Below are 26798 nucleotides of genomic sequence, written 5' to 3' on the forward strand. Positions count from 1 at the left end.
AATTTATTAAGGCCCGCTGTAATACTTTTATTACAATATATAACTATTACTTTCCCCGCCAGGCAATTACAACCGCACACAAACAAAAAAGCGCCCGGCTTATGCCTGGCGCTTGGTAAATAAAATGATGTTGTTTTGTTTAGAATGCGTAGCGCAAGCCAAACTGCATCTGCCAGCGCGAAGCAAACAAGTCTACTGAGTACGGCACGCCCGGATCAGCAAAAGTATACTTAGGATTAGTAGTTGATGCTGATGCAAAAGCAGGTGTTGTTTTTGGTGTTAAACCAACGCTGCTTGTTGAGTTAAAGGTGTTAGCCGAAAAGTAATATTGTCCCCAATTTTTATTTAACAGGTTGGTTAAGTTCACAATATCGTAAGTAAAGGTGATCACCTGTTTACGTTTGCCACTACCGAACTTAAAGTCTTGAGAGAAGCGAAAATCAAGATTGTTGTTCCATGGAGTGAAAGCGGCATTACGTTGTGTAAACTCGCCACGGCGGCTTGATAAATATTTGTTACCGTTAATATAGGTGTCAAAAGCGGCGGCTTGCTGTACAGCAGTTGCACCACCGGCTATATCGCTAAAGAAATCTACCGTTTTGCCGACTTTAGGAATGTAGGCTAAACTAACTTGCTGGCCTGTTCCGTCAATCGAGTTTGGCAGGAAGCCATAAGTGTATGGATTGCCCGATTGTGCGCTAAAGAAGAACGTAAAGTTAGATACCAGGCTTTTATTGGTACCCCAGGCAACATTATAGTTAACAGAAGATATTATACGGTTACGGATATCAAAGTTAGAATTAGCTAAACCCGGGTTGTTAGGGTTAAGCGCCTGGTTTAACTGCCAGTTACTTTCCATTGAGTTACGGATACCGTTGGTAATATCTTTAGAGTGACCGTAGGTATAGGCAACGTTAGCTGTTAAACCAAACGGGAAGGTTTTGGCTATTTGCGCGGTAGCACTGTAGCGGTAACCCTGGTTGGTGTTTGATAACAGGTAAGCGTTGGTGTATGACGGGTTAACGCCTTTGTTCACAAATATCGGCTGCTCTTTATTTACATCATATGGGTAGTAAGTTACCTGGTCGATAGTATTTACCTGTTGGAATTTTAAATCGCGGATAACTTTGGTGTAAATACCTTCCACGGTGAATTTCCATTTATTGGCAGTAGTATAATCGTAAGCTAAATTGGTACGCCATACTTGTGGCATTTTAAAGTTGTTGTCAATTAAGTCAACCTGGGTTGGGCCGGTTGGGCTTACGTTTGGTGCCGGGTTGGTTTGTTTTGTTACATAACCCAAGCCGCCGTTAACAGGTGCCTGTACCGGATTGGTACCCGGGGTAATTGGCGCTGCTGCGGTTGGTTTTTTATCGTAAGCGCCATAAGTATCGCCATTATTATAAAACGCATAACCAAACCATGCAAATGGTACACGGCCGGTAAAGAAGCCCGTGCCACCACGCAATATAGCTGTTTGATCGCCATTGATATCGTAGTTAAAAGATACCCTTGGGTTTATTTGCACGTTGCCCAGGTAGTTATTTTTGATATCGGCAGGTTTGGTATAGGTAAAGGTATTGCCGTAGTTAACATCAACCGGTGCATTGGTTGTTTTGGTGCTTAGCGGCTGGGTGTTTGGCACATCGGCGTAATCAAAGCGCACACCGGCGGTAAGCTTAAAGTTATCTGTAAGCTGTATCTCATCCTGGCCGTAAAGGCTAAGCAGGTTCACTTTAAACCTTGCCGATGGGTTGGCCATAATATAATCGCGTGTGTTGTTGATGTAGTTATAGTTGGCACGTGTACGCGATGGGTTATTGGCCAGGAAGTTAGCTATACTGCTGTAAGCAATACGGCCGTTCCAGGCGTTAACAAAGTTGTAGGTGATATCGTAAAACTCGTTGTGTGTACCAAAAGTAAAGGTGTTTTTACCTTTTATCAGGGTAAAGTTATCGGTAAACTCGGTAGTTTTTTGGCGCATATCAAATATGGCAGCTTCACGATCTGTCCCTAAAAATATGGTGGTGCCTGGTGTTTTACCGGTAATTTCAATCTGTGGCAGGGCCGGGTTCGAATTAGGGTCGCGGTAATCGTGCACGTTTGAGTAGCCAATTACCAAACTGTTGTTTAAGGTATTGCTGAAACGTGTTTTCAATTCGGCAACGGTTGAGCTTGAGTTATTGTGCGATGTGTAATCGATACCGCTGAAACGGAAGTTCTGCTGATCGCGCTCTAAGTTTGTAGCGGTTGACGAGATAGTGTTGTTACGTATGGTCAACTGATTTTTATCGTTAATATTCCAGTCGATACGATTAAAGTATTTGTTGCTGCGCGAGAAGATAGAAGTATTGTTATACGTTCCCGGGTCAATGCCATTTGGATGGGCAGCATCGGTAGTAAATGCTTTAAATGCCGTAACAATTTTATCACCGTCGGCCTGGCTTAATATATTGGCTGCACCATCATGATCAAGGCCCCTTATAACGGGATCCTGCCTGCGGGCAATTTCTTCGTTGGTGAAGAAGAACAGCTTATTTTTGATGAGCGGGAAACCTAAGCGGATGCCGGTTTGGTAATCATGGAAAGATGACGGCAGGCTTGAGCCATCGCCACCCAATGCAGCTTTAGCATTGTTTTGGCCTACTAAGAAGGCACCTCGGCCATAACCGTATATAGATCCTGTAAAATCGTTAGTACCACTACGGGTTACCGCGTTGATACTACCGCCCAATACGTTACCAATTTTAATATCGTAAGGTGCAACCAGTACCTGTATATCCTGTATCGCATCTAAGGATACCGGGCTGGTACGGGTACTGCTACCCACCTGGCCCGAAGCGTTCGACTGGCCACCAAGCGATGGGCTGAAACCAATCGCATCGTTGTTAATGGCACCGTCGAGCGTTACGTTGTTGTAACGGTAGTTGGTACCCTGGAAAGAGTTATTATTGCTTTGCGGCGTAGTACGGGTAAGATCCTGCAGGCTGCGGTTAATGGTAGGCAGGTTACGGATCTGATTTTGGCTGATGCGCGTGGTTGCGCCTGTTTTGGTAGCACCGCCAGACGCTGTAACCCTTACTTCTTTTAAAGAAGTAGTTTCGTCTATCAATAAAAAGTTGAATGTCGCGCTTCCTAAAGATAGATTAATATCGGTACGTTCATCTTTTTTGTACCCGATGAAAGTGGCGCTGATTGTGTAAGGGCCACCCGCGTTTAAGTTGGGGATGGTGTAACGCCCTTCGGCATTTGTTTGTGAGCCGTAGCGGGTACCTGTACTGGTATTTACAACAGAGATAGATACGCCTGGCAGAGAAATTCCTTTTTGATCTACCACCTTACCGCTTATAACCGCAGTGGTTATTTGTGCATTTGCAACTGTGGCAAAAAGTAAAGTGATTAGTATAAAGTATAGCTTTTTCATTTGTGTTATTTTAACACCACAAAGGTTCGGCTATAATGTTAACCCAATGTTACGGCAGAATTATCTTTCACTCCGTTGTGTACGCATGTGATACGTCATTGTGTTAATTCAATGTTAACAATAAATCAGTTTAAATTATATGTGATTGCCTTTCAAGTGGTTATAGCACTCAGTTTCCTCGAAACATCTCTTAGCTCATCAACATTCAAGTAAAGTGCTTTAGCAAGTGTGGGCAACTTATCGGCACTAAGGTCTTTTTTGCCGGTTTCTATCCGGCTGAGCAGGGCGCGATCGATATTTATTTTTGAGGCAAGGGCCGCCTGCGAAAGGTTCAGCTCCAGCCGGTGTTCTTTAATATAAGCACCAAAACTGGAAAAATGTAACGATTCTGGCGGGCCGGCTGCTGCATGGGTGGAGTTTGTACTTATCTGTTCTTCGCCTTGTAAAGAGTTCTGCTCGAAAAACGCACTAAAGTTGGCCGACATTTGGCCGAACAGCTTCTCATCGATACAATAAGTCACTTCGGCTTTTACCGTTTTGGTTTTTATAATTCCCAGCCCGCGTAGTTCCTGTATGTGCTTATTAATGGTTTTTGTATTAAAGGCGCTGGTGTAAAAGGCCTGCTTGGTTAGGCTGTTACCATTTTCGGCTATCATCCGCAGGATAAAAACACGTATGGGCAAGGCAATTGCCCTGGCAAAGGCCGATATCTGGGTATCTATCTCACTAAAATGTACGTGCAAAAAACTCATCTGATCAACCGCTATAGTACTTAATTAAAAAAGGCTGCCTCATGTGGTGAGGCAGCCTTTTTAATATTTAAATGTGATTATTTTACAGCACCCGGGGTGGTGTAAGGCATAACCTGTGGGTTAAAGTTAGTCCAGCCAATAGTCCAGTCGGTAGTACCGATAGCGCCACGGTAGGTAACTTTGTCAAAAAATGCGTCAGTTACTTTAGCATTGGTAAACAAAGCGCCAGATGCAGCAGGAGAAGTGGCAACCGGTGCAAAGTTAGGCGTACCAGGAGAAGCAAAGTCCGAACCGTATTTGTAAGGATCGGTTATTAGCGTTAAACCGAATGATGCTGCATCAAAAGTGTTTGTAGCCCTTAAAGTAGTTTCGAAGATAGCCTTCTGAACTGCGTTATCACCTTTTACTTCGTTACCTTTTCTGTTGCTGCCATATATTAGGTTGTTTTGGAAAACTAAACGGCCGGCAGTGTAGTTGGTAGAAGTTGAACCTACAGTGGTTACTTTAGAATCATCGATGTAAACACCTTCTATAAAGCCAACAAATACTGAGTTTAAGATGCTTTCGGCAGAGTTACGGCGTAATTGGGCAGCGTGCTGGAAGTTTGCGCTGATGTTTGCCGGAATTGCAGGACCTTGCGCAGGACCCATCAAGGTCATGTTGCTGAATACAGCCGCAGTTTGTGGTAATTTATCAGAACCCGAACCATCGTTATCAGATTCGAACGCGTTTGAACCAGAGTTATCTGCAATAGATGGGTAACGTTGGCCAATACCAAACTGCACTTTACCCGAGAAGCCAAAGTCGGTATCAAAGTCATCATCCAAACCACCGATAGCTAAAAGGTGCTTTGCATTTACAGTACCGCCAAACCACTCAAAAGAGTCATCGCCAGAACGGGTTACTTGTATAAAATCTAAAGTAGTACCAGCGCCAACACCACCTAACGTAAGGCCGTTGATCTCGTTATCCGGTGAAAAAGGGATACCTGCGTACTCAATACGTATATATTTTAAAGTACCAGAGTTATCGTTAACATCGGTACCACCATACTGAATATATTTAGCAGCGTCGCCTTTTGCATCCAAACCACCTTCAATAGGCACGTTGTCGCCTTGGTTTACAGGTGCTTTACCTAACAGGATGATACCGCCCCAATCGCCGGATGAACGTGTACCTGCAGCGAATGATGAAGTAAACACAATTGGTTTATCAACAGTACCTATGGCCGTTAATTTTGCGCCGCGGGTAACTATAAGAGTACCTTTGCTTGCTTTATCGCCCTTTACAATTGTACCTGCTTCTATAGTAAGAGTTGCGCCGTTTGTAACATACACAAACCCTTTTAATGTGTAAATTTTATCAGCAGTCCAGGTAGTGCTGGTAGCGATATCGCCAGAAACCTCTACTGCTGTAACAGGAACTACTACTGGGGGAACTACCGGTGGAACCGGATCAATAATAGCCTCTTTTTTGGTGCACGATGCAAACGTAATTGCAGTGCCTAATACTAAAAATAATAATGATCTTTTCATAATGAACTCTTTCGATTTTGATACAAATTAATGCTTCTATTATTAACGCTGTGTTAACTAACCAATAACAAATGGCTTAATATTAAAACGTATAATTAAATGATAATGAATAGTTTGAACCCGGCGTATATCTTTTAAAGGTAGAGCCTGTTCCCGAGAAAGTGTAGGGCTTACCATCCAGTTGATATTGGAAATTATACTTGGCGTTCAGTAGGTCGCTGCCACCTAATTTTATCTCGCCTTTGCTCTTTAAAACTTTGTAACCTACCTGGAAATCGAGCACGTTTCTTGGCATTTCGTACACGCTGCTAAACCTGGTACCCCCTGCATAAAAAATGCGTTTGCCTAAACGATTGAACAGGATGTTGAACGATAATTTGTTATCAAGTTCGGTATGGGTTAAACCGGCGTTTATTACGTATGGCGATTGGCCTACCAATGCACGTGTTTTTTCTAAACGTGGCACACCATCGATAGGGTTTGTTACTTTCGATTTGGTAAACGAAGCGTTCACATAAGCTGTACTATTTTTAAAGAAGGCACCATCATCAATAAAATCAAGCGCTTTGCGTGCCTCTAACTCCACGCCATATACGTAAGCCGATTTTGAGTTGAAATAACTGATGGTAGTTGATGAGTTCTCATCTTCTATTAAAGGCTCAATAGCGTTCTGGAATTTCTTATAGAACCCCGAGATAGAAAATATCTGGCCTGCAGCCGGGTAAAACTCGTAACGCAGGTCGGCGTTATCTATAACAGTGCGTTTCAAAAAGGCATTACCTTGTACTGATGCCAGCATCTCATAGTCGTAATAAGCAAATGGTGCTAATTCCCTAAACTCGGGCCTCGCAACAGAGCGGAAGTACGATGCTCTAAAATTCGCTTTCGGAGTTAAAGCATAAGTAAAGTTAACGGACGGAAGGAAATCTGTATTATTAAGCTTTACTTTCGGCTGGTTAGGGTCTTGAGTAACGAGGTCTAAGTCAAATTTTTCAACCCGTAAACCATAAACCACGCGTACCTTTTTGCCCATTTTACTATCCAGCATGGCATAGCCAGCGTTGGTAAGGCTATTGGCAGTATACCTGTCTGTAAGGTTTGCAAGTTCATCCAGGTCAAACACGCCCGATTTGATCAGGTTTGGCCCAAACAGCGTTTGTATGGGGCGTTGCAATAACTGCGCTACATCATAATTTAGTTTTCCGGCAGTCTCCTCATTAAATACAACGCCTAAAAAGCGGGCGTCAAAGGTTCTATCCCTGTATTGTGAGCTTACTCCTATTTTTAGCGTGCTTTGTGTGAATAAACTAACAGGCAGGTTATAGTCTATTTTGCCAGAATATATATTTTCATTCAAGTGAGAAAATAAGCGAGCGTTCTCTTTACCAAGCGTGGAGCTTATTGCGGCAACGTACGGCTCGTTAGGATTGCCGGTGTTGTTTTGCTTGTAGTTTACTTTCTTCTGATCGGGCTGATCATTAACAATATTAGAAAAACCAAGGTTCCACTTTATCTTGGAAGTCTTTTTGCCAAGTGCATGTTCGCCTTCTAAGGTTGATTTGAAAAGGCCTTTTTCCAGCATATCAAATGCGTAGAAGTGGTTGTCGGATGAAACTGAACCAGTGTTTGAACCAGTGCGGTAAGTAAACTGGTCGTCCAATATGCGGTTGTATAGGTTTTTAAAGGTGATCTTATTTTTTCCGAAACTGTATGCAAAGTTAGCGAGGGCGCCAATGTTGGTCGAAAATTTGTTTTGTTCGCTATGGTAATCATAACTATCAAACTGCTGTTGCAGATCGGGAACTATAGTTTGCGTGTTGCGGTAAGTTAAGGAAACAGTGGTACCGAAGCGGTTTTTGTTTTTACCTATCTCGGCAACGTTACCAAGGGTTACCTGGTAATTTTGTCCCGGCAAAGCTTTGCTTTTATAAATACTAAAATCGTTGTTCAGGCTTTGGATAGATTGAATAGCCCGGCTACCGGTCACCTGGCCGTTTAACACCTCATTTGTAGTAGGGAAATTGCTAACCAGTTTACGGCTCCCATCATCAAAAGCAAAATAATCGCTGGCGCTGCGGAAGCCCGAGCGGAAATCCTTGAAAGTGCTTTGTGTGTTATAGCTGTAACCTATACCAACTGTAAGAAAGTTATTATCGGGGATGTCTTTTGTTAATATTTGTACGTTGCCACCGGCAAAATCGCCCGGGAGATCTGGGCTGGCGGTTTTACTGATGATGATATTATCTATAAGGCTTGAAGGAACAATGTCAAAAGAAAAGGCTTTACGATTTGGCTCGGTGCTCGGCAGCGGCGCGCCGTCTAAGGACGCACTGTTGTAACGGTCGCTTAAGCCACGCACTACCACAAATTTGTTATCCTGTATGGTGGTACCGCTTACTCGTTTTAACACATCACTTGTATTTCTGTCCGGCGATTTGCGGATCAGTTCTGAAGAAATACCATCAGAGATTGATACGCTATTTTTTTGAATGGCGTATAGTGCGTTTACAGATTCCTGGCGATAGGTGGCTTTAATAACAACTTCACTTAATGCCGTTGTTGCCGATGGCGCAAGGGTAACATCAAGCGGGGTGGCGCTGCCTGCCTTTACTTCGATATCCGATATCGATTTTGCCTGGTAGCCAATATATCTTACCAATATGGTGTACCTACCCGGTGCAATGCCGCTTAACGAGTAACGACCGTCTACGTCGGTAGCGGCCCCTTTTGTGGTGCCTTCTATGCTTACGGTAGCACCTATCAGGGTTTCACTTGTTTTTTGGTCTATTACCTTACCAACAATTTTGCCTGGGTTTTGAGCCAGCAATGTGGTTGCAGAAAATGTGGCAAGAACGAATAGAATTGTTGCGTATATAATTTTTTTCACGTGACTTAATTTATCGTCACAAAAGTATTACCCCCGTGTTAGCACAGTGTTACCGGAGCATTACCATAACAAAGCGTTTATGTTACCCCTGCGTTAACTACCTCAATTTACCCTAACACAACACCCAACTATACAGCAGTTAACACATTTTTGCCCGCCAGCTCAGTTACATCATCAAAATAGGTTGCGGCCAGTTCCTCCCAACTAAAATTACTGCTGTATTGTAGCCCCTCCTCAATAAATTGGGCATGCATGGCTTGGTTGGCCAATAACAGGCGTATTTTACCGGCATATTCTTTGGCGTTATAAGGCTGGCATTTAAACCCGTTTACGCCTTGGTTAATAAAATCTTTAGAGCCCCCGCCATCTGCTATTACACAAGGCAAGCCCGAAGCCATGGCCTCCAGCACCACATTCCCATAGGTTTCGGATACGGAGGGGAACAGAAAAACATCCGAAGAGGCATACAATACAGCCAACTGGCTGTGATTTATCTTGCCTGTAAAAATGGCTTTCGGCATCCGGGTTTTAGAGGCTTTCAGGGCGGTGCCGTCGCCAGCTATTATAAAATTCAACGGTTCGGCACTATTTTGCAGCTCCTCATACACTTCAAACAGTGTTTCCAAATTTTTCTCCCAAACCACCCTGCTGGCAAACAAAATGCAGGGGTTGCTATTCCCGGTTAGTTTTTGCAAGGTGTTCTTATTCTTTTTATATGGTGAAAATAAGTTGGTGTCGATACCGCGCTTCCATAGCTGCATACGCTGTGGTGCTATGCCAATGCCGCTTAGTTCCGCCTCAATGCTTTCAGAGGGTACATACACTTTGTGGCATTGGTTATAAAAGGTCTTATGGTTAGCTGCAAGTAACTGCTTCATGCTGCTTATTAAAAATGGCGCATGCTTAAAATAGTAATCGATATAAGAAAGAAAATGTGTGTGATAGATAGAAATTACGGGCAGCTTATTTTGCACCGCATAATTTAAACCAAAGCTGCCCAGCAGCGATGGCGTTGCAATATGCACCACATCGGGCGCGAAATGCTGCAGCGTTTCTTTTAATCTGCTTTGCGCAAAAACAGGCAATGCCATAGAATATCCCGCGTTTATAGGCAGGTTTAAGGTGGGTACTTTAATACTTTCGAACCCGCGTATGTTTGACGGCCCATCGCCATAAACAAACAGGAACTCAAACCGCTCACGGTCTATACGATCAATCAGCTGGTACATGGTGCGTATGGCACCGTCCAGTCCTTCCGTTAATATCTCCGCAAAAAAAGCTACTCTAACTTTGCGTTGGATACCGGCCAGCTCAAAACCCGCGTATTGGCTCATCATCCATTACTTATTAATAAGGAACCGGGTGACCGCGACGGCTTTTGCGTTTTATTTTATATTGAAGTTTCTCTTGTTTTGATATACCTTCTTTCTTCGGCGTGCGCATGGCCACCCAAATTACAAATGCTGCTATAGCCAGCATCACCAGGTCAACTGTGCTGTATCCCGCTTCCATAGTTTTGTTTTTTTGATACTATAAAGCTACGGTCTTAGTTTAACCGGTATGTTAAGTTGTTATTATGATACGGCTTATCAAAAAGAGCCAGTAATAGGCGATAATTTTTGGGGGGGGGGGGACTGTATTTACCAGGGCTTGGGAGGAATTTGCCGCTGATGTTGATTTATTGATCATGCCTGCAGGCGTGCCAGGTAATCAATAAATCATATATCAAGTTAATCTTCGGGGGATTTGGTTAACCTGCCAGGCAGTGGCGCTCTCTTGTTGCTAAGCTGTTCAACTTGTCTTTTAAAATGGCACGGGCACGGTGCAGGGTGGTGCGCGATAATAATTCCGACATACCCAAACTGCTGCCTATTTCCTGGTGCGAGTAGCCTTCAATGGCGTACATATTAAATACGGAGCGGTAGGTTTTTGGCAACTCCTGTACCATTTGCATCAATTCCTGTGCTTCTAAACCGTTGGCGTTGTAGCTGTTACTCACCGGGATGTTCTGCTCGGCAAAGTCATCAACCAAAACCATCGTTTTTGCTTTGCGATAGCGGGATATAGCACTGTGTACCATAATACGGCGGATCCACCCTTCCAGGCTGCCTTCGCCGCGGTAGTTTTTCATGTTTTTAAACATTTTAATAAACCCTTCCTGCAGGATATCCTGGGCCTCATCTTTATCTTTTGCATAGCGCATACATACGGCAAGCATTTTAGGAGCAAGCATTTTATACAACTGTTCCTGTTGCTTTCTGTCGTTCCGTAAGCATCCTTCCCAAAGGCTGCTTAATTTTGTGTCGGTGTTCGGTGTCATAGTGATATTGTCGTGATTCGGTATATGCCAAAACTAAACCATTTTTGCAAGTAGTTGATTTTAAGCATATTAAATTCATAGGCGATTTTAAACTGTTCGCTTCCGTACAGTTAGCGTTCTTTAGCGTACGTTATTTTTTGTGTACCCTTCACACTGAGTAAACAGCCTTCCGGAAGCGAAAATAGTTGTGATACAACAGTGTGTTAAATAATTGTAAAGTGGGTGTTTTCACGGGGTAATGTCCCGCCAAAACACCTGTTATACGCCAAGAAAAGACGGGACTATCGAAAACCGCCAACTGAAAACTGCCAACTGAAAAAACTATCTTTGTACCATCCAGGATAAAAACCCGGCAACAACATGATAAAAGAAGCAGAAATTGTTTGTCCGCCCGGGCAACAGGAAGATGAAGCGGTTTTAACCGCTCTTGCATCCACAGCTATTAATATCCCACAGAAAAGGATAAAAGGCTTTAAGGTACTCAAGCGATCGATTGATGCGCGGGGCCGGAAGGTACTCTACCGGATGCAGCTGAGTATTTATATCGACGAGCCATACACGCCCGAGATCTACAACCATCAATATAAAAATGTAAAGGATGCCAAGCCGGTTATTATAGTAGGCGCAGGCCCTGCCGGTTTGTTTGCCGCGCTACAATGCATCGGGCAAGGCTTAAAACCTATCATCGTAGAACGCGGCAAGGATGTGAAGCAACGCCGGCGCGACCTGGCCAACATCAATAAACAGGGATTGGTAAACCCGGAATCGAACTATTGCTTTGGTGAGGGCGGCGCCGGTACCTATTCTGACGGGAAGCTTTACACCCGCAGCACCAAGCGCGGCGATGTTACCGGCGTACTAAAAACGTTTGTGGCCCACGGCGCTACCGAAGATATTTTGGTGGATGCCCGCCCGCACATTGGCACCAACAAGCTCCCGCAGATCATCACCGCCATGCGCGAAAGTATCCTGAACGCAGGTGGCGAGGTACTGTTTGATACTAAAGTAACTTCACTATTGGTATCATTTGGAAAGATGCAAGGTGTGCAGTTAGCCAACAGCGAAAAGTTAATGGCCGATGCCGTGATACTGGCTACCGGACACTCGGCGCACGATATGTTCCGGATGCTGCACGCGCAGGGGATCTTGATAGAGGCCAAGCCGTTCGCCCTCGGTGTACGGATAGAACATCCCCAGGAGATCATAGACCGCGCCCAGTATCATTGCGAATACCGGGGACCAGACCTGCCCCCATCCTATTATAACTTGGTGGAACAGGTAGACGACCGCGGCGTATTCTCTTTTTGCATGTGCCCGGGTGGCATCATAGCCCCCTGCGCTACAGCTGCAGATGAAATTGTAGTGAACGGCTGGAGCCCCAGCAAACGAAATAACCCTTTCGCCAATTCGGGCACCGTTGTACAGATCAACATGGAAGATGTAAAAGGCGATATGGCCGATCCGTTCCGCATGCTGGATTTTCAACAGAAAGCCGAGCACCTGGCGTTTAAAGCCGGTGGCGGTAACCTGGTAGCACCGGCACAGCGCATGGTTGATTTTGTAGAACGACGCGTATCTGCCAACCTGCCCGTAAATTCCTACCTCCCCGGTTGTAAAAGCGTGGATTTAATTGAAGTACTGCCCGATTGGATCCACGCCCGCCTGCGCAAAGCGTTACCTGCCTTTGGCCGCAAAATGAAAGGGTATTATACCAACGAAGCCATATTAGTTGGGGTAGAATCGCGCACCTCGTCGCCCATCAAAGTACCACGCGACAGGGAAACCTACCAGCATCCGCAGGTTGCGGGTTTATTCCCATGCGGAGAAGGCGCGGGTTATGCCGGTGGGATTATCTCCGCCGCGATTGATGGGGTGAATTGCGCGGACGGGGTGGCAAGGTTTTTTGCTTAACCTATCTTGGCGAAAGGCTGCTAAAACCTAAACCCGATTGGCGGGAAAGCCGCTTCTACCAGCGGCTTGGACAGAAAGATGGGCTAACGGCGCCGATGAAACCCCAGGCATTGCTTTTCAGAAAAACCTAAAGGCCCTGTCATTCGTTGAACGGATATGAGCACTTCCCAACAACTAAACGCATCTCTGCAAAGCATCCTCAGTGGCGACCCATGGTATGGGCCGAACACGTATGATATTATTGATAATATCTCCTTTGATGCGGCTTATGAAACGCCGCCGGGTTCGGTGCATAATATAGCAGGCATCGTACTACACATGCTTGGCTGGACTTTAGAAACCACGGCCCGTATGCAGGGGCAAACAGCTGGCGAACCCGCAGGCGGCGACTGGGCCGACCCCGGCCTGCCCGATGAGCAAAAATGGCAGCACCTTGTCAACAGTTTTAAATTGGCCAACCTTACGCTGAGCGGAATAATAGAAGATTTCCCGGAAGATAAATGGAATGCGCCTACCAATGATAAACGCAACCGCAAATTGGGTACGGGAGTAAGTTACCGCGCGCTTGTAGAAGGCTTGATACAGCACCACGTTTACCACAGCGGGCAACTGGCGCTGCTGAACAGGATAGTTGGGTGAGGATGTTCGCAGTTTACAGATAACGGTGAGCAGGCATAAATGCAGCTTAAGCAAACCGTGAACTGCCAAAAGCTATTTCAGTTCCTCGCAACTAAAGCCTGCTATTCTTAGGATGTGGTTGATGGTTTGCGGCTCGATACGACTGCTTACGATGCGAAGCACCCGGTCGCAATCCTCCAGGTCGAAAGTGTATTGTTTGATATCGGCCAGGGCGCTTAACAATGGTTGTAAGCGGCTTGCCTGCCCCGGCGTAGCAACACTTGTTTTAAATATCAGCACATCCATAGGTTTGTTGTTTTAGGTGTATGTTCAATTAATAAACTAACGTCCCGCTGAAACAAGCTCAGCAGGACGTTAGAGATCTTACTCTTTACTTTTTTCTTCCTTTGTTTCAAATTGGGCTTCCGGTTTATCGCCCTTAAAAGCATCTCTGCCCATCCAGCCTTCCCCTTTTCTTCCCCAGCCGCAGCGGTCTTTCCATTGGGCTTTAAAATGGTCGCGTTCTTCGGGGCTCATGCCTCTAAAACGTTCTTCCATCATTTGCTTACGGCGCATCCATGGGGCACCACCCGGCCCGCCTTTGCCACCAAAACCGAAGAGAATTTTGCTCAGTATAAATATACCCATGGCTTGCCAAAAGGTAATGGCGCCCACGTGTAAGATCTCTGGCAGCAGGTGATTCCACAGCTGCATTACTACGTAACTTACCAGGGCTAATATCGCTGCTATTCCAAACGGAATAAGGAATAGTTTTTTTCTATTTTTTATATTCATTTTAATAGTTTTTATCAATAATCATTAATTTCATCGTACAATTGCTTTAAACGCTTACGTAAATGCAGCACCGCATAACGCTTACGCGATACCAAAGTGTTGATGTTTTCGCCGGTACGTTTTGCAATTTCTTCAAAAGGAACATCGTCCAGTTCGTGCCAAATGAACACCTGCCGCTGCAGCTCGGGCAATTCATCAAGCGCTAAAAAAAGCTGTTCCCAAAAAAGGTTGCGTACGTACTCGGTTTCAGGTGTGCGGGCCTCGGTGAGCAGAATGTCGCTAAAGTCCGGCGCATCATCGTCATCCCTGGCATCGTTGCCCAGCATATCATCCAGCAGGGTCTCGGTATGCTTTTTATGCTTATCCAGTATCTTGTTACGCGCAACACGATACAGCCAGGCGCTGGTTTGTTCTATCGGCTCCGAGTTAACCACGTTGCTAAACTGGTACCAAACATCCTGCAGAATGTCCTCGGCATCGGCATCGCTTTTCACCCGTTTGCGGATAAACCCCAACAGGCTTTTACCATACGCTGTAATAGTGTGTATGATATGGCTGTTTTTATCTTGGGGCATTACTACGCTTTGCAATTGTATGAGTGTTTAAATATAAAGACGACTGTGCCGTAAAAACATTTTAAACTATTTTTTATTTTTTTGACGATGCGCCCAGGGTCATAAAAAACAAAAGGGATAAGCTATTTAAAGCCTATCCCTCTAAAGCCGTGTTTCACAACAAGGCCTGAATGTTTTATTTAATATTTCACGTATGCCTGTGGAGGCACGGGCTCTTCTTCTTCATCTTCCTTTTTTGCGAATTTGTTAAACAGCGCCTTAGCTTTACCCCAAACACCGCTCACCGCATCTTCGCTGATATAGTGTGACGCCTTTTGAGACAGTATCCCTACCAGCGTTTTCACCAAAAAATTCGAATGCTTAAATATAGTTTTGTTTAATGTTAACGGCAAGGCTATTCTTGATATCAACCCTAAAAAATCCTGGTTAAAAAAGCTCTCGTTTTTAACACCGTCAACCGTTGGCGATTTTGGGAATAGCGTCATTGCTGTAGAGAAAATAGCTGCCGGGCTGCTAAAACGTTGCTTTAAAGCCACGGCTTTCTCAACCTCCAGGTTTTTCAGCCTCGTTATTTCTGCTTTCAGGTCGTTTACATTCTGTATCAGGATTTCCATATCTTATTTAAATAGCTTTCTTACCAATATGTTAACAATAGGGCGCTCTATTGGCTTTTTGGCAACCAACAAAACTATAGCCAGCAGCATATATAATATTGCAACCGAGCCAAAGCCCATCCAATACGAGTGCATTACATCGCCAAGAAAGAGGGCCAGCGTAAAACTCGCAAACAAAAAGGTAAGTAAAAAAAAGACAACCACCGTCAGCTCAACCACAACGTTGGCTACAATAGCGGTGCTGCGTTCTATTACTTCTAATTTTAACAGCTTTACGCGGGTTTCAACGTACTCCTGCGCCTGTTCAATAATGGGGCGTGTTGCTTCTTTTTGTGGTTCCATAAATAGCGATAATGTTTAGGGCCTTACTTAAACCGAAAACGGTAAACTTATGCGTGCTCCAGGTCGTCCTGGTATTCTTCTTCGGTAGATTTTACTTTACTTTTAATATTTTCTACTACCGTATCTTTCAGGTTCAACAACCTGTCAATCTCGTTAGAGGCGGTTTCTTTTAAGGTATCGCCCAGGCTCTTTAATGAATCGGAAAGTTTGTCACGGGTCTCTGTACCTCTTTCTGGTGCAAATAAAATTCCAAGTGCCGCTCCTGCTGCTAATCCTGCAAGCAGCGCGACAACCACTTTTGTGTTATCGTTCATATTATATTAATTTTTAAGTTGAATATTTGTTTTATTAATTATCAAATTTATTTGCTGCGATAGTTTAAAACGCATTTCTGCAATATACTAATAACGCTCAAGAGCGCTTTATTGTTACGTATCTACCCCGGTTCTTATTCGTTCCAGCCTGTCGGCAGCAAGGCGGTTTGTTTCGTATATCTCCAGCAATAATAAGAAATATGACAGCAACACAGGCCCAAAAACCAGGCCAAGTATGCCAAAAAGCGGCAACCCAATGAAAACCCCGATCACAGAAATGATGGGGTGTGTATTGCCTACCCTTTTATTGATAATAACACGCAGCACATTATCAATGTTGCCTATGAACAGTAACCCATAAGCCAGCAGCAGTATGCCTTTTACATTGTGCCCGCTTGCAAAAAATATGATACTGGCGGGGATGCACATGGTAGGCGCACCAACTACCGGCAAGAACGAGAGGAACACACCTATTACACCCCAAAATATAGCATCGGGGATCTCGAACGCATAAAAGCCCATGGCCAACAATACGCCCTGAGTTATGGCAATAATGCCTTGCCCCAGCACGTTGGAAAAGGTGGAATCGCGCAGGGCCTGGGCAAATTTAAGCGCATGCTGCTCGCGAAAGGGCGCGTATTTTAGCAACCCGGTTTCAAACGCGCGCATTTGCGTAAACATAAAGTACATTAAAAAGTACATCACCAATAAGGTAAGTATAATGCTTACCGCACTGCCCAATATTGATGGGAACAAATCAGCACCGTAAGCTCCCAGCTTTTGCAGTGTCTCTTCAGCAAAATGCGGCTGGTTTAAATTGGCGCCTGTAAAGGCATCAATCTTAGCGGTCCATTGGTCTATATGAATAGCATCCTTATTAATACTCCCAATTTTCCCTATCACCATAATACTTAGGGAAAGGAATGGTATTACAATAACAATAAGCGAAATAAAGATAATGATGAGCGCCGACAATGTAGCGTTGAGCCTCTTCTTCTCCACCATCCACAAAAAAAACGGGCGGAAGATGGTGAACAGCACAATAGCGCCGAGGATGGAACTGAATAATTCGCTTAGTGCGTATAACAAGAAACAGCCAAGCACAATGATGCTTACCAATACGATGTTATTACGCTGCTTGTAGTTGAAAATGGACATGCCCGTGAAAAGCCTTAAGTATGCTATATAAACAAAGAAAGCCTAAAAAGTTTTAGTAGTACAGGGCCTATATGAAATTAAATATCTGTTTGTATAATATCCAGCAATTTATCAATCTTTTGTGCTGCTGCAAGCATACTTTCAATATACAAACTGGTGTCGCCATCTAAGTCTTCAACCTCATATCGCAACCCTTCTATAGCCAGCTGGATGTTGGATAGTTGATTTTTAATATCGTGCTTCAGCATTAAAAGGGCGTCAGCATCGGGCGTGTTGCCGGTTGTGGCTGCCATAAATATTATTTAAGGTTGATGGCCTTCATTTTATTGTAGAGGGTTTTCCTGTCGATATTCAGGATCTCGGCCGCCTTTGTTTTATTAAAGTTTACCTCGCGCAGTACTTTCAGTATGGTGTCGTGCTCGGCACCGAGCGCCGCGTTTTTCAGGTCATGCTTTGGTGCCTCTTTTGCTTCGGATTGGTCCTGGAAAGACGCCCCGTTGCTATGGCTGCTATTCCCATGCGATTCGTAAGCGGTTACTTTAAAGTTTGAGATCTCCAGCGGGAGGGTTTTCATCCCCACCTCGGTTCCTTCGGTAAGTAAGGTTGCACGGCGCACTACGTTCTTCAACTCACGGATGTTACCCGGCCAGCGGTAATTCATAAAGCACTCTACCACCTCTGGCGAAAAGCTGGTTACATTCCTATCCAGTTCGCGATTAGCAATTTTTAGGAAATATTCCGCCAGCATCATAATATCGTTACCACGATCGCGCAGCGGGGGCATCTGGATGCTAAATTCGTTAAAACGATGGTACAGGTCCTCACGGAAACGTCCTTTTGTGATGCCATCCTGCAGATTCTCGTTAGTGGCTATAATAATGCGCACATCAAGGTCTATTTCTTTTGTGCTGCCAATCCGCTTCACTTTGCGCTCCTGAACGGTACGCAGCAGCGCAGCCTGGATCTCGTAGGATAGATTGCCCACTTCATCTAAGAACAGGGTGCCACCGTTGGCCATTTCAAAGTGGCCTATCTTGGTTGCAAAAGCACCGGTGAACGAGCCCTTTTCATGCCCGAAGAACTCGCTCGCGGCAAGCTCTTTGGTGAGCGAGCCGCAATCCATAGCTATAAATGGCTGGTTAGCGCGCAGGCTGTTTAGGTGAATACTTTTAGCAACCGATTCCTTGCCCGTACCACTCTCGCCCAGTATGATAACGCTGTAATTAGTAGGGGCAACCAGTTCTATCTGTTTTAATAATTCTTTTGAGGCCCGGCTGGTACCTACAACAAACTCGCCGGATAATATTTGCTTTTTGCTTTCTTTCTGCGGTTTATCGCTACTGTAGTCGTTAGCGGCCATCTCCTGCAATGCATATTGCGTTTCTATGGCTTTATTTATGGTGTTTAATATCTCATCGGGATAAAGGGGCTTGGTGATGTAATCGTAGGCACCCATTTTAATAAGCTCCACCGCCATTTTAATATCAGAGTAGCCCGTGATAATAATTACGCCCGTTTTTGGGTAAAGCGCCTTAATGTTCTTAAGCATTTCGCGGCCATCGGTATCCTCCAGCCTGAAATCGCAAAGCACCAGGTTGTAATCTTTATTTTTCAGGCACTCCATTCCCGTGCCGCCGTTTGTGGCAGTATCTACATCGAAACCGTTGCGTGTTAAGAACTTAGAAAGTAACAACCCAACGTTAACCTCGTCATCAATGATGAGAATCTTTTTCATATAGGAAAAAACAGTTATCAGGTAGCGTAATAGGTAGGTAAGGTACAAATATTTGCCAATTTTTTCGAATTAATTAAATGTTGTCGAAAAAATTGGAATAAGTTTTAATAGCCCAAGGCCCCTACCCACCGTTCAGACTCGCTCCTTTAAAAAGCTCTGTTATTGCCCCTTAGTTAAAAGCCATATGCTACGCGCAGCCCCAGGAAGCTATACTTGCTTGCAGTGTCTTCCGCATCGTATTTACCGGTTGCCTGGTAACGGATGCCCAGGTCTATAAAGTTTTTTGCCCCTGCCGAAAACAATACCCCCATTTGCGGCGAATAAGTAAACGCGCTGGAGTGGGCGTAACTAAGATCGGCCCTATTAAGGATGATGGCAACGCCGGCATCTCCCTGAATATAAAAATTTGGTTCTAAAAAATACCGAAGACCGGCCTTTATCGGTAGCACCTGCAAATCGGACGATGTAGCATACGATGGTGCATCCTGCAGGTTGTAGGTTACGGTTTTACCAAAAAAGTTTAAAAACCCAATATTGGCTGTTAATTGTAATGGCTTAGCTAAATTAATGCCCGCTTGCGCGGAGGCGCCCAGCATAAACGAATGTGATTCTTTTATGCCGCTGGTAGGCAGGCCGATATCGGCACCGATGCTAAACTGCAGTTTTTGCGGAAAGTTTTTTTGAGCAACAGCCGTTAATGATAAGATGGCAAAGGTAAAGAGGAGGGTAAATGTTTTCATGGTTTAGTATTTATTGCTTTACGCGGAATCTGCCTGCAATGATACAAAGCGAGGCATTAACAAATTGTTAAATATTATGGCACCGTTTTATTGGGATTTAAACCAGTAAAATCAAAAAACGGGAAAGCCGTTGAGCTTCCCCGTTTTTATTGTTTTTCGGTGATTGTAAATGTAGGGCGATATTAGAAACCGTAAGCCAAACGTATGCCTACAAAGTTTACTTTACTGGCATCAGACGCGCTGCTATATTTGGTGGTACCCTCGTAACGCACACCGGCATCAATAAAGTTGCCACTTGTGCTAACCGGGAACTGTACACCAATTTGGGGAGCGTAAACAAAAGCTACAGATTTATCGTTAAAGAAATCTGATTTGTTTAACAGGAATGCAGCGCCTGCTTCGCCCTGGATGTAGAAGTTAGCTACCGGGAAGAATTTTAAACCGGCTTTAACAGGTAATAATTGCAGGTTTGGAACCTCAAGAGTAGAACTTGTATTACCGCCTGCTATGTGAATGGTTTCGCCAAATACGTTGTTATAACCCGCGTTTAAGGTAAAAAACAACTGGTTAGCTACCGGGATATCTGCCTGTACCGAACCGCCTAAATTCCATTTGAAGCCATTGTTAAAAGTACCTGTTGGGATGCCAGCATCAACACCGATGCTGTAGCGTATGCCGCCTGAAGTAGTGGTTGATGTAGTAGTGGTTTGAGCTTTTGCAGCAAATGATAATCCGGCGAAAGCTAATGCAAGTGTTGTGATTTTTAGTGCGTTTTTCATGATCTTGTAAATTTAAATCTGTGCTTTCTTATTAGCACAGGGCAAAGTAAAGCATGAAATCAGCTATGGTTTTTCATCCGATTGTAAGGTTAATTTAATCGATTGATTAACAATATTTTATTTTTTGACCAGATGAGTGTTTTGGTCAGGAGAGTGTAAACTTAGGATACAACGGCTAGTTTTGGGTAAATTTTAGGTCGCCAAAATCGAACCATATCTCGTTGTTTTTAGTCGAAAAAAGCCAAAAAAAGCGCGTAAGGCTACTTTCCTTCGAATACCGGTTTTGTTTTGCCCAAAAATGCGGCAACACCTTCGGTAAAATCTTCGGTGCCGAAGCAGTTGGAAAACTCGGCAATTTCTACCGCATAGCCGTTCACACATTCGGTATTTGCTGCGTTTATAGCCTTTATCGCCGATGCCAATGCCAGCGGTGCACGGGTGAGTATTTTACTGAGGATCTCTTCTGCTTTGGGCAGCAACTCTTCCTGTGTTACAACATGATTTACCAGCCCGAATTGCAATGCCTGGGCAGCGTTTGCCATATCTGCCGTCATGATCATTTCCAAGGCTTTGCCGCGGCCAACCAATTGTGTGAGGCGCTGCGTGCCGCCGTAACCGGGTATCAGGCCCAGCGTAACTTCTGGCAAGCCCATTTTAGCGTTATCGCTTGCGATGCGGATATGGCAGGCCAAAGCCAATTCCAGTCCGCCACCTAAAGCGAAGCCGTTTATCGCGGCTATTACCGGTTTGCTGCCGTTAGCTATTATATCAAATACCTGGGTTTGGCCCTCTTGGGCTATTGTGCGCCCGCCTTCGGCATCTACGCCAACAAATTCGGCAATATCGGCACCGGCCACAAAGGCTTTGGTCCCTGCCCCGGTGATGATGACACCGCCAACTTGGGCATTGCCGAATGCATCGGTAAGAGCGGTATGCAATTCCTGAAGGGTTTGCTTGTTCAGGGCGTTCAGCTTACTTTCGCGGTTGATGATAATGTATTGGATGCGCCCTTTATTTCCTATCAATAAATTCTGAAATTCCATGCTTTTGGTATTAAAAGTTACGATTGGCATGTACCCAGTTGGTGATGTATTTTACAATATCTGCGGTACTGGTGCCGGGTGGGAAGAGTTCTCCTACGCCTATTTTTTTGAGTTCGGCCATGTCATCGGCAGGGATAATGCCGCCACCGGTGAGCAGTACGTCGCTCATGCCTTTTTGCTTAATAAGCGCCATTACCTTAGGGAAAACCGTCATGTGCGCACCGGATAATATGCTGATGCCGATGGCGTCCACATCTTCCTGCAGGGCGGTGTTCACCACCATCTCGGGGGTTTGGCGCAGGCCGGTGTAGATCACTTCCATGCCGGCATCGCGCAGGGTGGTGGCTATGATACGGGCGCCACGGTCGTGCCCATCCAGCCCTACCTTGGCTACTAAAACACGAATGGGGCGGTTGAATTGGGTATCGCTCATGGTAAATGCCGATTGGTTGTTGGTAAAAGTAGTAAAATAGTTTTTGATTGAGGCGTTGTTGTGTTGTGGCTTGTTGGTGGAGAGGTTTATGCTGATTGTTCTGTTGTGCGCTGTTAGGGGCGGCAATAAGTTATGCCGAGCCTGTGGATGTTCATTTCTTTTGACACCAAAAGAAACGAACCAAAGAAAAGTGCCGGCCACGTTACGTTCTGTGAAAGTTAGTGGATATTTATGGCCTGTGCCACCCGAACGTTCCTGATGCCGGTTTTTTGAGGGCTTCGTTGGGTTCTTCTGAACATTCCTTTTTATCCCGTAATCCTTATAATCAATTAAATCATGGTTCAGAAACTCACCAATTATGGCAATGCCTTCGGCCGATTCAAAGTGTTTTCTCTACAGCTTTTCCTTCATCGTTTGGCTATATCTTAACAGCAACTTGAATCCTACATTTTACTTCTACTGCAAATATGTGCAGAAAATATGTGCAGTAGTGCAAAATTCTGCGTAGTCTATCCGTACTTTTGCAGCCTGTTAGAGACACCATGAGCGAAGAAAGATCACTGAATTTTATAGAGGAAATTATTGAGGCGGATTTGGCTGCCGGGAAGAACGATGGCAGGGTGTTAACCCGCTTCCCACCCGAGCCGAACGGTTATTTGCATATCGGGCACGCGAAGTCGATATGCTTAAACTTTGGTTTGGCACAGCGATATGGCGGCAAAACCAACCTGCGTTTTGATGATACCAACCCTGTTAAAGAGGATGTGGAATACGTTGACAGCATTAAGGAAGATGTAAAATGGCTGGGTTTCGACTGGGCCGAAGAGCTTTACGCGTCCGACTATTTTGATAAATTATATGACCTGGCCGTTGAGCTGATTAAGCAAAACCTTGCCTACGTTGATGATAGTACCGCCGAGGAAATTGCTGTACAAAAAGGTACGCCGACTGAACCTGGTATTGCTAACGAATTCCGTAGCCGTTCGGTTGAGGAAAACTTAGTTTTGTTTGCCGATATGAAAGCCGGTAAATACCCCGATGGCGCCAAAGTATTACGTGCCAAGGTTGACCTTGCAGCGCCCAACATGCAACTGCGCGACCCTTTGATGTACCGCATTAAACATGCCCACCATCACCGTACCGGCGATGCCTGGTGCATTTACCCCATGTACGATTTTGCGCACGGACAAAGCGATGCCATTGAAGAGATCACTCACTCAATATGCACGGTTGAGTTTATCCCCCACCGCCCGCTGTACGAGTGGTTTATAGAGCGCCTGCAACTGTTCCCGAGCAAGCAATACGAGTTTGCCCGCCTGAACCTGAACTACACCGTAATGAGCAAGCGCAAGCTACTGCAACTGGTAGAAGATGGCCATGTTGATGGCTGGGACGACCCACGTATGCCTACTATTAGCGGCCTGCGCCGCCGTGGTTACACGCCTGCCAGCATCCGCGAGTTTTGCGAGCGTATTGGTGTTGCAAAACGCGAGAACATGATAGATGTTGGTTTGCTGGAATTCTGCATCCGCGAGGACCTGAACAAAACCGCCTGGCGCCGTATGGCTGTGCTGGACCCAGTGAAGCTGGTGATCACTAACTACGAGGAAGGCAAAACCGAGCTATTCCACGGAGAGAATAACCCGGAAGCTGAGGGCGGCGATGGCAGTCGCGCGTTTAATTTTGGCCGTGAGATTTGGATTGAGCGCGAGGACTTTATGGAAGTGCCCGCTAAAAAATATTTCCGCCTGAGCATTGGCGGCATGGTACGCCTCAAGAACGCTTACATTGTAAAAGGCGAAAGTGTGGTTAAGGCTGCCGATGGTAACATCACCGAGATCCATTGTACGTACATCCCCGAATCGCAAAGTGGGAACGATACCAGCGGCATCAACGTTAAGGGCACCATCCACTGGGTGAGCGTAGAGCACGGCAAAACAGCTGAAGTGCGCCTGTACGACCGCCTCTTTCAGGTGGAAGACCCAAGCAGCGAGGACGGGGATTTTAAAGATTACATAAACCCTAACAGCCTGCAGGTACTGCCCGCAGCCTACATAGAAGCCGACCTTGCCAACGCTAAAATTGGCACCCCGGTGCAGTTTATGCGCAAAGGTTATTTCACGCTTGATAAAACCTCCACCGCCGATAAACTGGTGTTTAACCGTACGGTGACGTTAAAGGATGGGTGGGTGAAGAAGTAAGGTAAAAGGCTTTGAAAAGTTTAGCAGCCCGTTTGATTTTATCAGGCGGGCTTTTTTGTGCCAGTATTAGAAGCCTCACCTAAATCCTCCCCAAAGAGTAATAGCCCATTAAAAGACAGCATATTCAATTTTGTAAGCCCTCTATGAATTGTTTCAATTTTGCCCCATTTTACTGATTATAAACATGCTTGATTGGGGTTAACATAACTTAACACAATTTCGATATTTAATTTTTAATCATCTGATAATCAATAAGATAAAAAAATGCAGGGTTAACATTATTTTCACCAAAATAGTGTCACCATAAAACTTAAAACTTTTATTATAACCAGTAATGAAATTTAATAAACACTGTCTTCTGATAGGCTATTACCCTCCAAAGGAGAGGACTTAAAAAAAAGCATTTTAAAACCCTCTCCTTTGGAGAGGGCAGGTGAGGCTTCTCAATACTTCCTATACACATTATACAACACATCCATATCGCAGCAGCTTAGTACAGGCAGGTCGTCGGTTTGGACGAAGTGGCGTTTAAAGGCGCTGATGGCGGCGGGGAGGTTACTCGTATCGTAGCCAATCAACCTTAATGCGGTTGCGTAATCAAAATTTTCGGGAGCGGGTTGCTGTGCTGCGTCTGCCCACTGACCGAAGCCTTTTTTAGCCAGCTGTGCCCAGGGGAAAAACACACCAGGGTCTGGTTTGCGGGGAGGGGCAATGTCGCCATGGCCAATGAAGTTGTTGGTGGGGATGTTGTACACCTTTTTCAGTTGCGCCAGCAGGGCAAGCAGGCTTTTCACCTGTGCCGGGGCGAAGGGTTCCTTACCGTTATTATCCAGTTCGATGCCTATCGAACAGCTGTTCATATCGCTAATGCTGCCCCATTTGCTGATGCCGGCATGCCAGGCACGCAGGTAATCGTTTAGCATGTGTACAATTTTGCCGTCCTTACTCACCACGTAATGCGCGCTCACCTGCGGTTTTACCAGCGTGAAGGTTTTAATGGTTTGCGCCAGCGAATCCTGCGCCGTATAGTGGATAATTACATAGTTGGGCTTGCGCAGGTTAAAATTTACGGTGCCCACCCATTCGCTGGGGATGGCTTTGCCCAGGCTATCGGCAAGGGTAAGGGTGTCCTGCTTTTGTATCACGGCAATAAGGCTATCAGTTTGGGTGGCGTACACCTTATTGGTAGCGGCATAAGGCAGTATCTTTTTAGAACATGACGATAATATTATAACGGCGAAGAGTAGGAAGTAGTAATTTTTCATGAAAGTTGATCTGATTATCATTGGTGCAACCACCAAACCGATACTTCTGTTTTATTGGGAGGCAATATAGGGATATTATAGGGAGGGGGTTTGTGCTTTATTAGATGGTGGTGGGTTTGGCTCGTTCGGCCTGCGCCTTGTTAGGAGCAGATAGGGGGTTATGCCAAGCCTGTGGATGTCACTTTCTTTTTTTCCGCTAAAGAGAAAGTAATCAAAGAAAAACTTAGCGCAGCGACCTCATGAACACCTTAAAAATAAACAACCGTGAATAAACTCTCGGCTTGGTTATGCCCGCTTTGCTGGGGAAAGGCCTGTGCGACAAAGAAGCCTAATTGCTGAAAGCACTTTTGTTACTTTTGGTGCATCAAAAGTAATGGGCCACTGCGGCCAAGAGCAGACTGACGTAAATAAACCACATTACGCTCCTAACAAGGCACAACAGCAAATCTCCTGCAACCGCTGCAGTACCCCTGCAGCTACAACCGCTCCTGCAACTGCCACCGCCACTACTACTTCCCCCCCTACCTATTCTTCTTCACAAAATCCTCCAGCTCACGCTTGCTTTCTTCGTCGCCGAAGAGGTCCTGAATTTTGTCGTACTTTTTATAGTCTACCGTGTATTGTAAGGCAAACTTGGCGCAGATGAGTTTGCTTTGGTCGGTGCCGAACTGGTTAAGCAGAGTGGCAAGCTGGTCTACCTTAATGCCTTTGTCTTTAACGCCGGCGCTGAGGGCCAGCACCTTTTCGCCGTCGCTGCCCTTTTTCTTCATGTCGGCCAGTATGGTGGCTACTTGCGCGTCTGTCATGGCTTGTTTGGGGTGCTGTATCTTTTGCGCAAAGGCAAGGGTAGCAGATAGCAGCAGGATAATTATCATTAGTTTTTTCATCATGGTTAATGCATTGTTGTGCTAAAATAAGCAAAATATAAGCCAGGCCGCAAGCTCCTCATCAAAACAGAAAATTATGGGCGTTGCCTGCGGCCCAGGCTTTCCGCTCATACGCCTGCAGGCCTTACGCCACAGGGCCGGTACCCGCTGCAATCCTTAACGCGGGAACTGCGGAGGAAACGGGACGTTGTCGATTTTTAAGAACGCTGCGTTTACGGGTTCATCGGTGTACTCAATGCTCTCGAACTCGTGATAAGTATGATCCAACTCGTTATCCCAGGTGCCGAAGTGCAGGTCGGGCACATGCCAGAGATGATTGTAAAACCATTGTTCTTCTATAAGATTGGCGCGGATGAATGCTTCTAAATCCTCCAACGAAACATTATCGGGGTTGGCGAATACCACAGAACCATAGTTTTTATAGTTACCGGCATCGCGGTAGAGGTAGTTGAATTTGATATTGGGCATCC

At 45.3% G+C, this 26798-nt stretch carries 26 protein-coding genes; 3 read left to right on the forward strand and 23 right to left on the reverse strand.

Annotation, left to right across the window (positions count from 1 at the left end):
- Nucleotides 1-139 precede the first annotated feature (139 nt).
- The 7 genes from EPL05_RS05465 to EPL05_RS05490 all read right to left on the reverse strand — a co-directional run bounded on the left by EPL05_RS05465 (nt 140) and on the right by EPL05_RS05490 (nt 10918).
- Nucleotides 140-3424, reverse strand: a complete 3285-nt coding sequence (locus tag EPL05_RS05465) for a TonB-dependent receptor (RefSeq protein WP_128532879.1) — start codon at nt 3422-3424, stop codon at nt 140-142.
- A gap of 152 nt (nt 3425-3576) precedes the next feature.
- Nucleotides 3577-4176, reverse strand: a complete 600-nt coding sequence (locus EPL05_RS05470; RefSeq protein ID WP_128532881.1) for a helix-turn-helix domain-containing protein — start codon at nt 4174-4176, stop codon at nt 3577-3579.
- Between the two features lie 77 nt (nt 4177-4253).
- On the reverse strand, nt 4254-5711 hold the full coding sequence (locus EPL05_RS05475; RefSeq protein ID WP_208394680.1) for a hypothetical protein: 1458 nt from the start codon (nt 5709-5711) through the stop codon (nt 4254-4256).
- An 82-nt stretch (nt 5712-5793) separates the two neighbouring features.
- Nucleotides 5794-8598, reverse strand: a complete 2805-nt coding sequence (locus tag EPL05_RS05480; protein ID WP_243837220.1) for a TonB-dependent receptor — start codon at nt 8596-8598, stop codon at nt 5794-5796.
- Between the two features lie 128 nt (nt 8599-8726).
- The gene (locus EPL05_RS05485; RefSeq protein ID WP_243837221.1) at nt 8727-9935 is read right to left on the reverse strand and encodes a glycosyltransferase family 4 protein; all 1209 of its coding nucleotides are present in this window, start codon (nt 9933-9935) and stop codon (nt 8727-8729) included.
- Between the two features lie 10 nt (nt 9936-9945).
- A complete protein-coding gene (locus tag EPL05_RS23895; protein ID WP_166727638.1) occupies nt 9946-10110 on the reverse strand; it encodes a hypothetical protein in 165 nt (54 codons plus the stop codon).
- A 238-nt stretch (nt 10111-10348) separates the two neighbouring features.
- Complete coding sequence (locus tag EPL05_RS05490; protein WP_128532885.1) at nt 10349-10918, reverse strand: RNA polymerase sigma factor; 570 nt, start codon at nt 10916-10918, stop codon at nt 10349-10351.
- Between the two features lie 360 nt (nt 10919-11278).
- On the opposite strand from EPL05_RS05490, the gene EPL05_RS05495 reads away from it, so the two are divergent.
- Entirely contained in the window at nt 11279-12829 is a 1551-nt protein-coding gene (locus tag EPL05_RS05495) for an NAD(P)/FAD-dependent oxidoreductase (protein ID WP_128532887.1), read from the forward strand.
- 156 nt (nt 12830-12985) lie between these two features.
- Nucleotides 12986-13468: a DinB family protein gene (locus EPL05_RS05500; protein ID WP_128532889.1), complete on the forward strand. Its 483-nt coding sequence runs from the start codon at nt 12986-12988 to the stop codon at nt 13466-13468.
- 72 nt (nt 13469-13540) lie between these two features.
- Here EPL05_RS05500 and EPL05_RS05505 read toward each other — a convergent pair whose 3' ends face one another.
- The 13 genes from EPL05_RS05505 to EPL05_RS05565 all read right to left on the reverse strand — a co-directional run bounded on the left by EPL05_RS05505 (nt 13541) and on the right by EPL05_RS05565 (nt 21975).
- Nucleotides 13541-13753 (reverse strand): hypothetical protein, encoded by a 213-nt coding sequence (locus EPL05_RS05505; RefSeq protein WP_128532891.1) that lies wholly within the window; start codon nt 13751-13753, stop codon nt 13541-13543.
- Nucleotides 13754-13831: 78 nt separating this feature from the next.
- On the reverse strand, nt 13832-14242 hold the full coding sequence (locus EPL05_RS05510) for a hypothetical protein (RefSeq protein WP_208394681.1): 411 nt from the start codon (nt 14240-14242) through the stop codon (nt 13832-13834).
- Between the two features lie 14 nt (nt 14243-14256).
- Complete coding sequence (locus EPL05_RS05515; RefSeq protein ID WP_128532893.1) at nt 14257-14817, reverse strand: RNA polymerase sigma factor; 561 nt, start codon at nt 14815-14817, stop codon at nt 14257-14259.
- 179 nt (nt 14818-14996) lie between these two features.
- Nucleotides 14997-15431, reverse strand: a complete 435-nt coding sequence (locus EPL05_RS05520; RefSeq protein WP_128532895.1) for a hypothetical protein — start codon at nt 15429-15431, stop codon at nt 14997-14999.
- A 3-nt stretch (nt 15432-15434) separates the two neighbouring features.
- Nucleotides 15435-15773: a phage holin family protein gene (locus EPL05_RS05525; protein WP_128532897.1), complete on the reverse strand. Its 339-nt coding sequence runs from the start codon at nt 15771-15773 to the stop codon at nt 15435-15437.
- Nucleotides 15774-15820: 47 nt separating this feature from the next.
- On the reverse strand, nt 15821-16087 hold the full coding sequence (locus EPL05_RS05530) for a YtxH domain-containing protein (RefSeq protein WP_128532899.1): 267 nt from the start codon (nt 16085-16087) through the stop codon (nt 15821-15823).
- Nucleotides 16088-16201: 114 nt separating this feature from the next.
- Nucleotides 16202-17245, reverse strand: coding sequence for an AI-2E family transporter (locus EPL05_RS05535; protein ID WP_128532901.1), 1044 nt, complete (start codon nt 17243-17245; stop codon nt 16202-16204).
- A gap of 77 nt (nt 17246-17322) precedes the next feature.
- Nucleotides 17323-17538, reverse strand: a complete 216-nt coding sequence (locus EPL05_RS05540) for a hypothetical protein (protein ID WP_128532903.1) — start codon at nt 17536-17538, stop codon at nt 17323-17325.
- 5 nt (nt 17539-17543) lie between these two features.
- Nucleotides 17544-18980, reverse strand: a complete 1437-nt coding sequence (locus tag EPL05_RS05545) for a sigma-54-dependent transcriptional regulator (protein WP_128532905.1) — start codon at nt 18978-18980, stop codon at nt 17544-17546.
- Between the two features lie 173 nt (nt 18981-19153).
- Complete coding sequence (locus EPL05_RS05550; protein WP_128532907.1) at nt 19154-19720, reverse strand: outer membrane beta-barrel protein; 567 nt, start codon at nt 19718-19720, stop codon at nt 19154-19156.
- A 182-nt stretch (nt 19721-19902) separates the two neighbouring features.
- A complete protein-coding gene (locus tag EPL05_RS05555; protein WP_128532909.1) occupies nt 19903-20499 on the reverse strand; it encodes a hypothetical protein in 597 nt (198 codons plus the stop codon).
- Nucleotides 20500-20759: 260 nt separating this feature from the next.
- A complete protein-coding gene (locus EPL05_RS05560) occupies nt 20760-21542 on the reverse strand; it encodes an enoyl-CoA hydratase/isomerase family protein (RefSeq protein WP_128532911.1) in 783 nt (260 codons plus the stop codon).
- Nucleotides 21543-21552: 10 nt separating this feature from the next.
- Entirely contained in the window at nt 21553-21975 is a 423-nt protein-coding gene (locus EPL05_RS05565; RefSeq protein WP_128533066.1) for a cobalamin B12-binding domain-containing protein, read from the reverse strand.
- Between the two features lie 542 nt (nt 21976-22517).
- On the opposite strand from EPL05_RS05565, the gene EPL05_RS05570 reads away from it, so the two are divergent.
- Entirely contained in the window at nt 22518-24176 is a 1659-nt protein-coding gene (locus EPL05_RS05570) for a glutamine--tRNA ligase/YqeY domain fusion protein (RefSeq protein WP_128532913.1), read from the forward strand.
- Between the two features lie 443 nt (nt 24177-24619).
- On the opposite strand, the gene EPL05_RS05575 is transcribed toward EPL05_RS05570, so the two are convergent.
- From EPL05_RS05575 to EPL05_RS05585, 3 genes are all read right to left on the reverse strand, one after another.
- Nucleotides 24620-25441 (reverse strand): N-acetylmuramoyl-L-alanine amidase, encoded by an 822-nt coding sequence (locus EPL05_RS05575; RefSeq protein ID WP_128532915.1) that lies wholly within the window; start codon nt 25439-25441, stop codon nt 24620-24622.
- Between the two features lie 521 nt (nt 25442-25962).
- Nucleotides 25963-26331: a DUF4476 domain-containing protein gene (locus EPL05_RS05580; protein WP_128532917.1), complete on the reverse strand. Its 369-nt coding sequence runs from the start codon at nt 26329-26331 to the stop codon at nt 25963-25965.
- A gap of 153 nt (nt 26332-26484) precedes the next feature.
- A complete protein-coding gene (locus tag EPL05_RS05585; RefSeq protein WP_128532919.1) occupies nt 26485-26796 on the reverse strand; it encodes a hypothetical protein in 312 nt (103 codons plus the stop codon).
- Nucleotides 26797-26798 lie beyond the last annotated feature (2 nt).

Origin of the sequence: Mucilaginibacter gilvus (assembly GCF_004054195.1) — a bacterium.
Taxonomy (GTDB): Bacteria; Bacteroidota; Bacteroidia; order Sphingobacteriales; family Sphingobacteriaceae; genus Mucilaginibacter; species Mucilaginibacter gilvus.

What these genes read in the sequence shown, in the direction of transcription:
- EPL05_RS05465 (WP_128532879.1), bottom strand. Translation starts at nt 3,424, where the DNA reads ATGAAAAAGCTATACTTTATACTAATCACTTTACTTTTTGCCACAGTT.
- EPL05_RS05470 (WP_128532881.1), bottom strand. Translation starts at nt 4,176, where the DNA reads ATGAGTTTTTTGCACGTACATTTTAGTGAGATAGATACCCAGATATCG.
- EPL05_RS05475 (WP_208394680.1), bottom strand. Translation starts at nt 5,711, where the DNA reads ATGAAAAGATCATTATTATTTTTAGTATTAGGCACTGCAATTACGTTT.
- EPL05_RS05485 (WP_243837221.1), bottom strand. Translation starts at nt 9,935, where the DNA reads ATGATGAGCCAATACGCGGGTTTTGAGCTGGCCGGTATCCAACGCAAA.
- EPL05_RS23895 (WP_166727638.1), bottom strand. Translation starts at nt 10,110, where the DNA reads ATGGAAGCGGGATACAGCACAGTTGACCTGGTGATGCTGGCTATAGCA.
- EPL05_RS05490 (WP_128532885.1), bottom strand. Translation starts at nt 10,918, where the DNA reads ATGACACCGAACACCGACACAAAATTAAGCAGCCTTTGGGAAGGATGC.
- EPL05_RS05495 (WP_128532887.1), top strand. Translation starts at nt 11,279, where the DNA reads ATGATAAAAGAAGCAGAAATTGTTTGTCCGCCCGGGCAACAGGAAGAT.
- EPL05_RS05500 (WP_128532889.1), top strand. Translation starts at nt 12,986, where the DNA reads ATGAGCACTTCCCAACAACTAAACGCATCTCTGCAAAGCATCCTCAGT.
- EPL05_RS05505 (WP_128532891.1), bottom strand. Translation starts at nt 13,753, where the DNA reads ATGGATGTGCTGATATTTAAAACAAGTGTTGCTACGCCGGGGCAGGCA.
- EPL05_RS05510 (WP_208394681.1), bottom strand. Translation starts at nt 14,242, where the DNA reads ATGAATATAAAAAATAGAAAAAAACTATTCCTTATTCCGTTTGGAATA.
- EPL05_RS05515 (WP_128532893.1), bottom strand. Translation starts at nt 14,817, where the DNA reads ATGCCCCAAGATAAAAACAGCCATATCATACACACTATTACAGCGTAT.
- EPL05_RS05520 (WP_128532895.1), bottom strand. Translation starts at nt 15,431, where the DNA reads ATGGAAATCCTGATACAGAATGTAAACGACCTGAAAGCAGAAATAACG.
- EPL05_RS05525 (WP_128532897.1), bottom strand. Translation starts at nt 15,773, where the DNA reads ATGGAACCACAAAAAGAAGCAACACGCCCCATTATTGAACAGGCGCAG.
- EPL05_RS05530 (WP_128532899.1), bottom strand. Translation starts at nt 16,087, where the DNA reads ATGAACGATAACACAAAAGTGGTTGTCGCGCTGCTTGCAGGATTAGCA.
- EPL05_RS05535 (WP_128532901.1), bottom strand. Translation starts at nt 17,245, where the DNA reads ATGTCCATTTTCAACTACAAGCAGCGTAATAACATCGTATTGGTAAGC.
- EPL05_RS05540 (WP_128532903.1), bottom strand. Translation starts at nt 17,538, where the DNA reads ATGGCAGCCACAACCGGCAACACGCCCGATGCTGACGCCCTTTTAATG.
- EPL05_RS05545 (WP_128532905.1), bottom strand. Translation starts at nt 18,980, where the DNA reads ATGAAAAAGATTCTCATCATTGATGACGAGGTTAACGTTGGGTTGTTA.
- EPL05_RS05550 (WP_128532907.1), bottom strand. Translation starts at nt 19,720, where the DNA reads ATGAAAACATTTACCCTCCTCTTTACCTTTGCCATCTTATCATTAACG.
- EPL05_RS05555 (WP_128532909.1), bottom strand. Translation starts at nt 20,499, where the DNA reads ATGAAAAACGCACTAAAAATCACAACACTTGCATTAGCTTTCGCCGGA.
- EPL05_RS05560 (WP_128532911.1), bottom strand. Translation starts at nt 21,542, where the DNA reads ATGGAATTTCAGAATTTATTGATAGGAAATAAAGGGCGCATCCAATAC.
- EPL05_RS05565 (WP_128533066.1), bottom strand. Translation starts at nt 21,975, where the DNA reads ATGAGCGATACCCAATTCAACCGCCCCATTCGTGTTTTAGTAGCCAAG.
- EPL05_RS05570 (WP_128532913.1), top strand. Translation starts at nt 22,518, where the DNA reads ATGAGCGAAGAAAGATCACTGAATTTTATAGAGGAAATTATTGAGGCG.
- EPL05_RS05575 (WP_128532915.1), bottom strand. Translation starts at nt 25,441, where the DNA reads ATGAAAAATTACTACTTCCTACTCTTCGCCGTTATAATATTATCGTCA.
- EPL05_RS05580 (WP_128532917.1), bottom strand. Translation starts at nt 26,331, where the DNA reads ATGATGAAAAAACTAATGATAATTATCCTGCTGCTATCTGCTACCCTT.
- EPL05_RS05585 (WP_128532919.1), bottom strand. Translation starts at nt 26,796, where the DNA reads ATGCCCAATATCAAATTCAACTACCTCTACCGCGATGCCGGTAACTAT.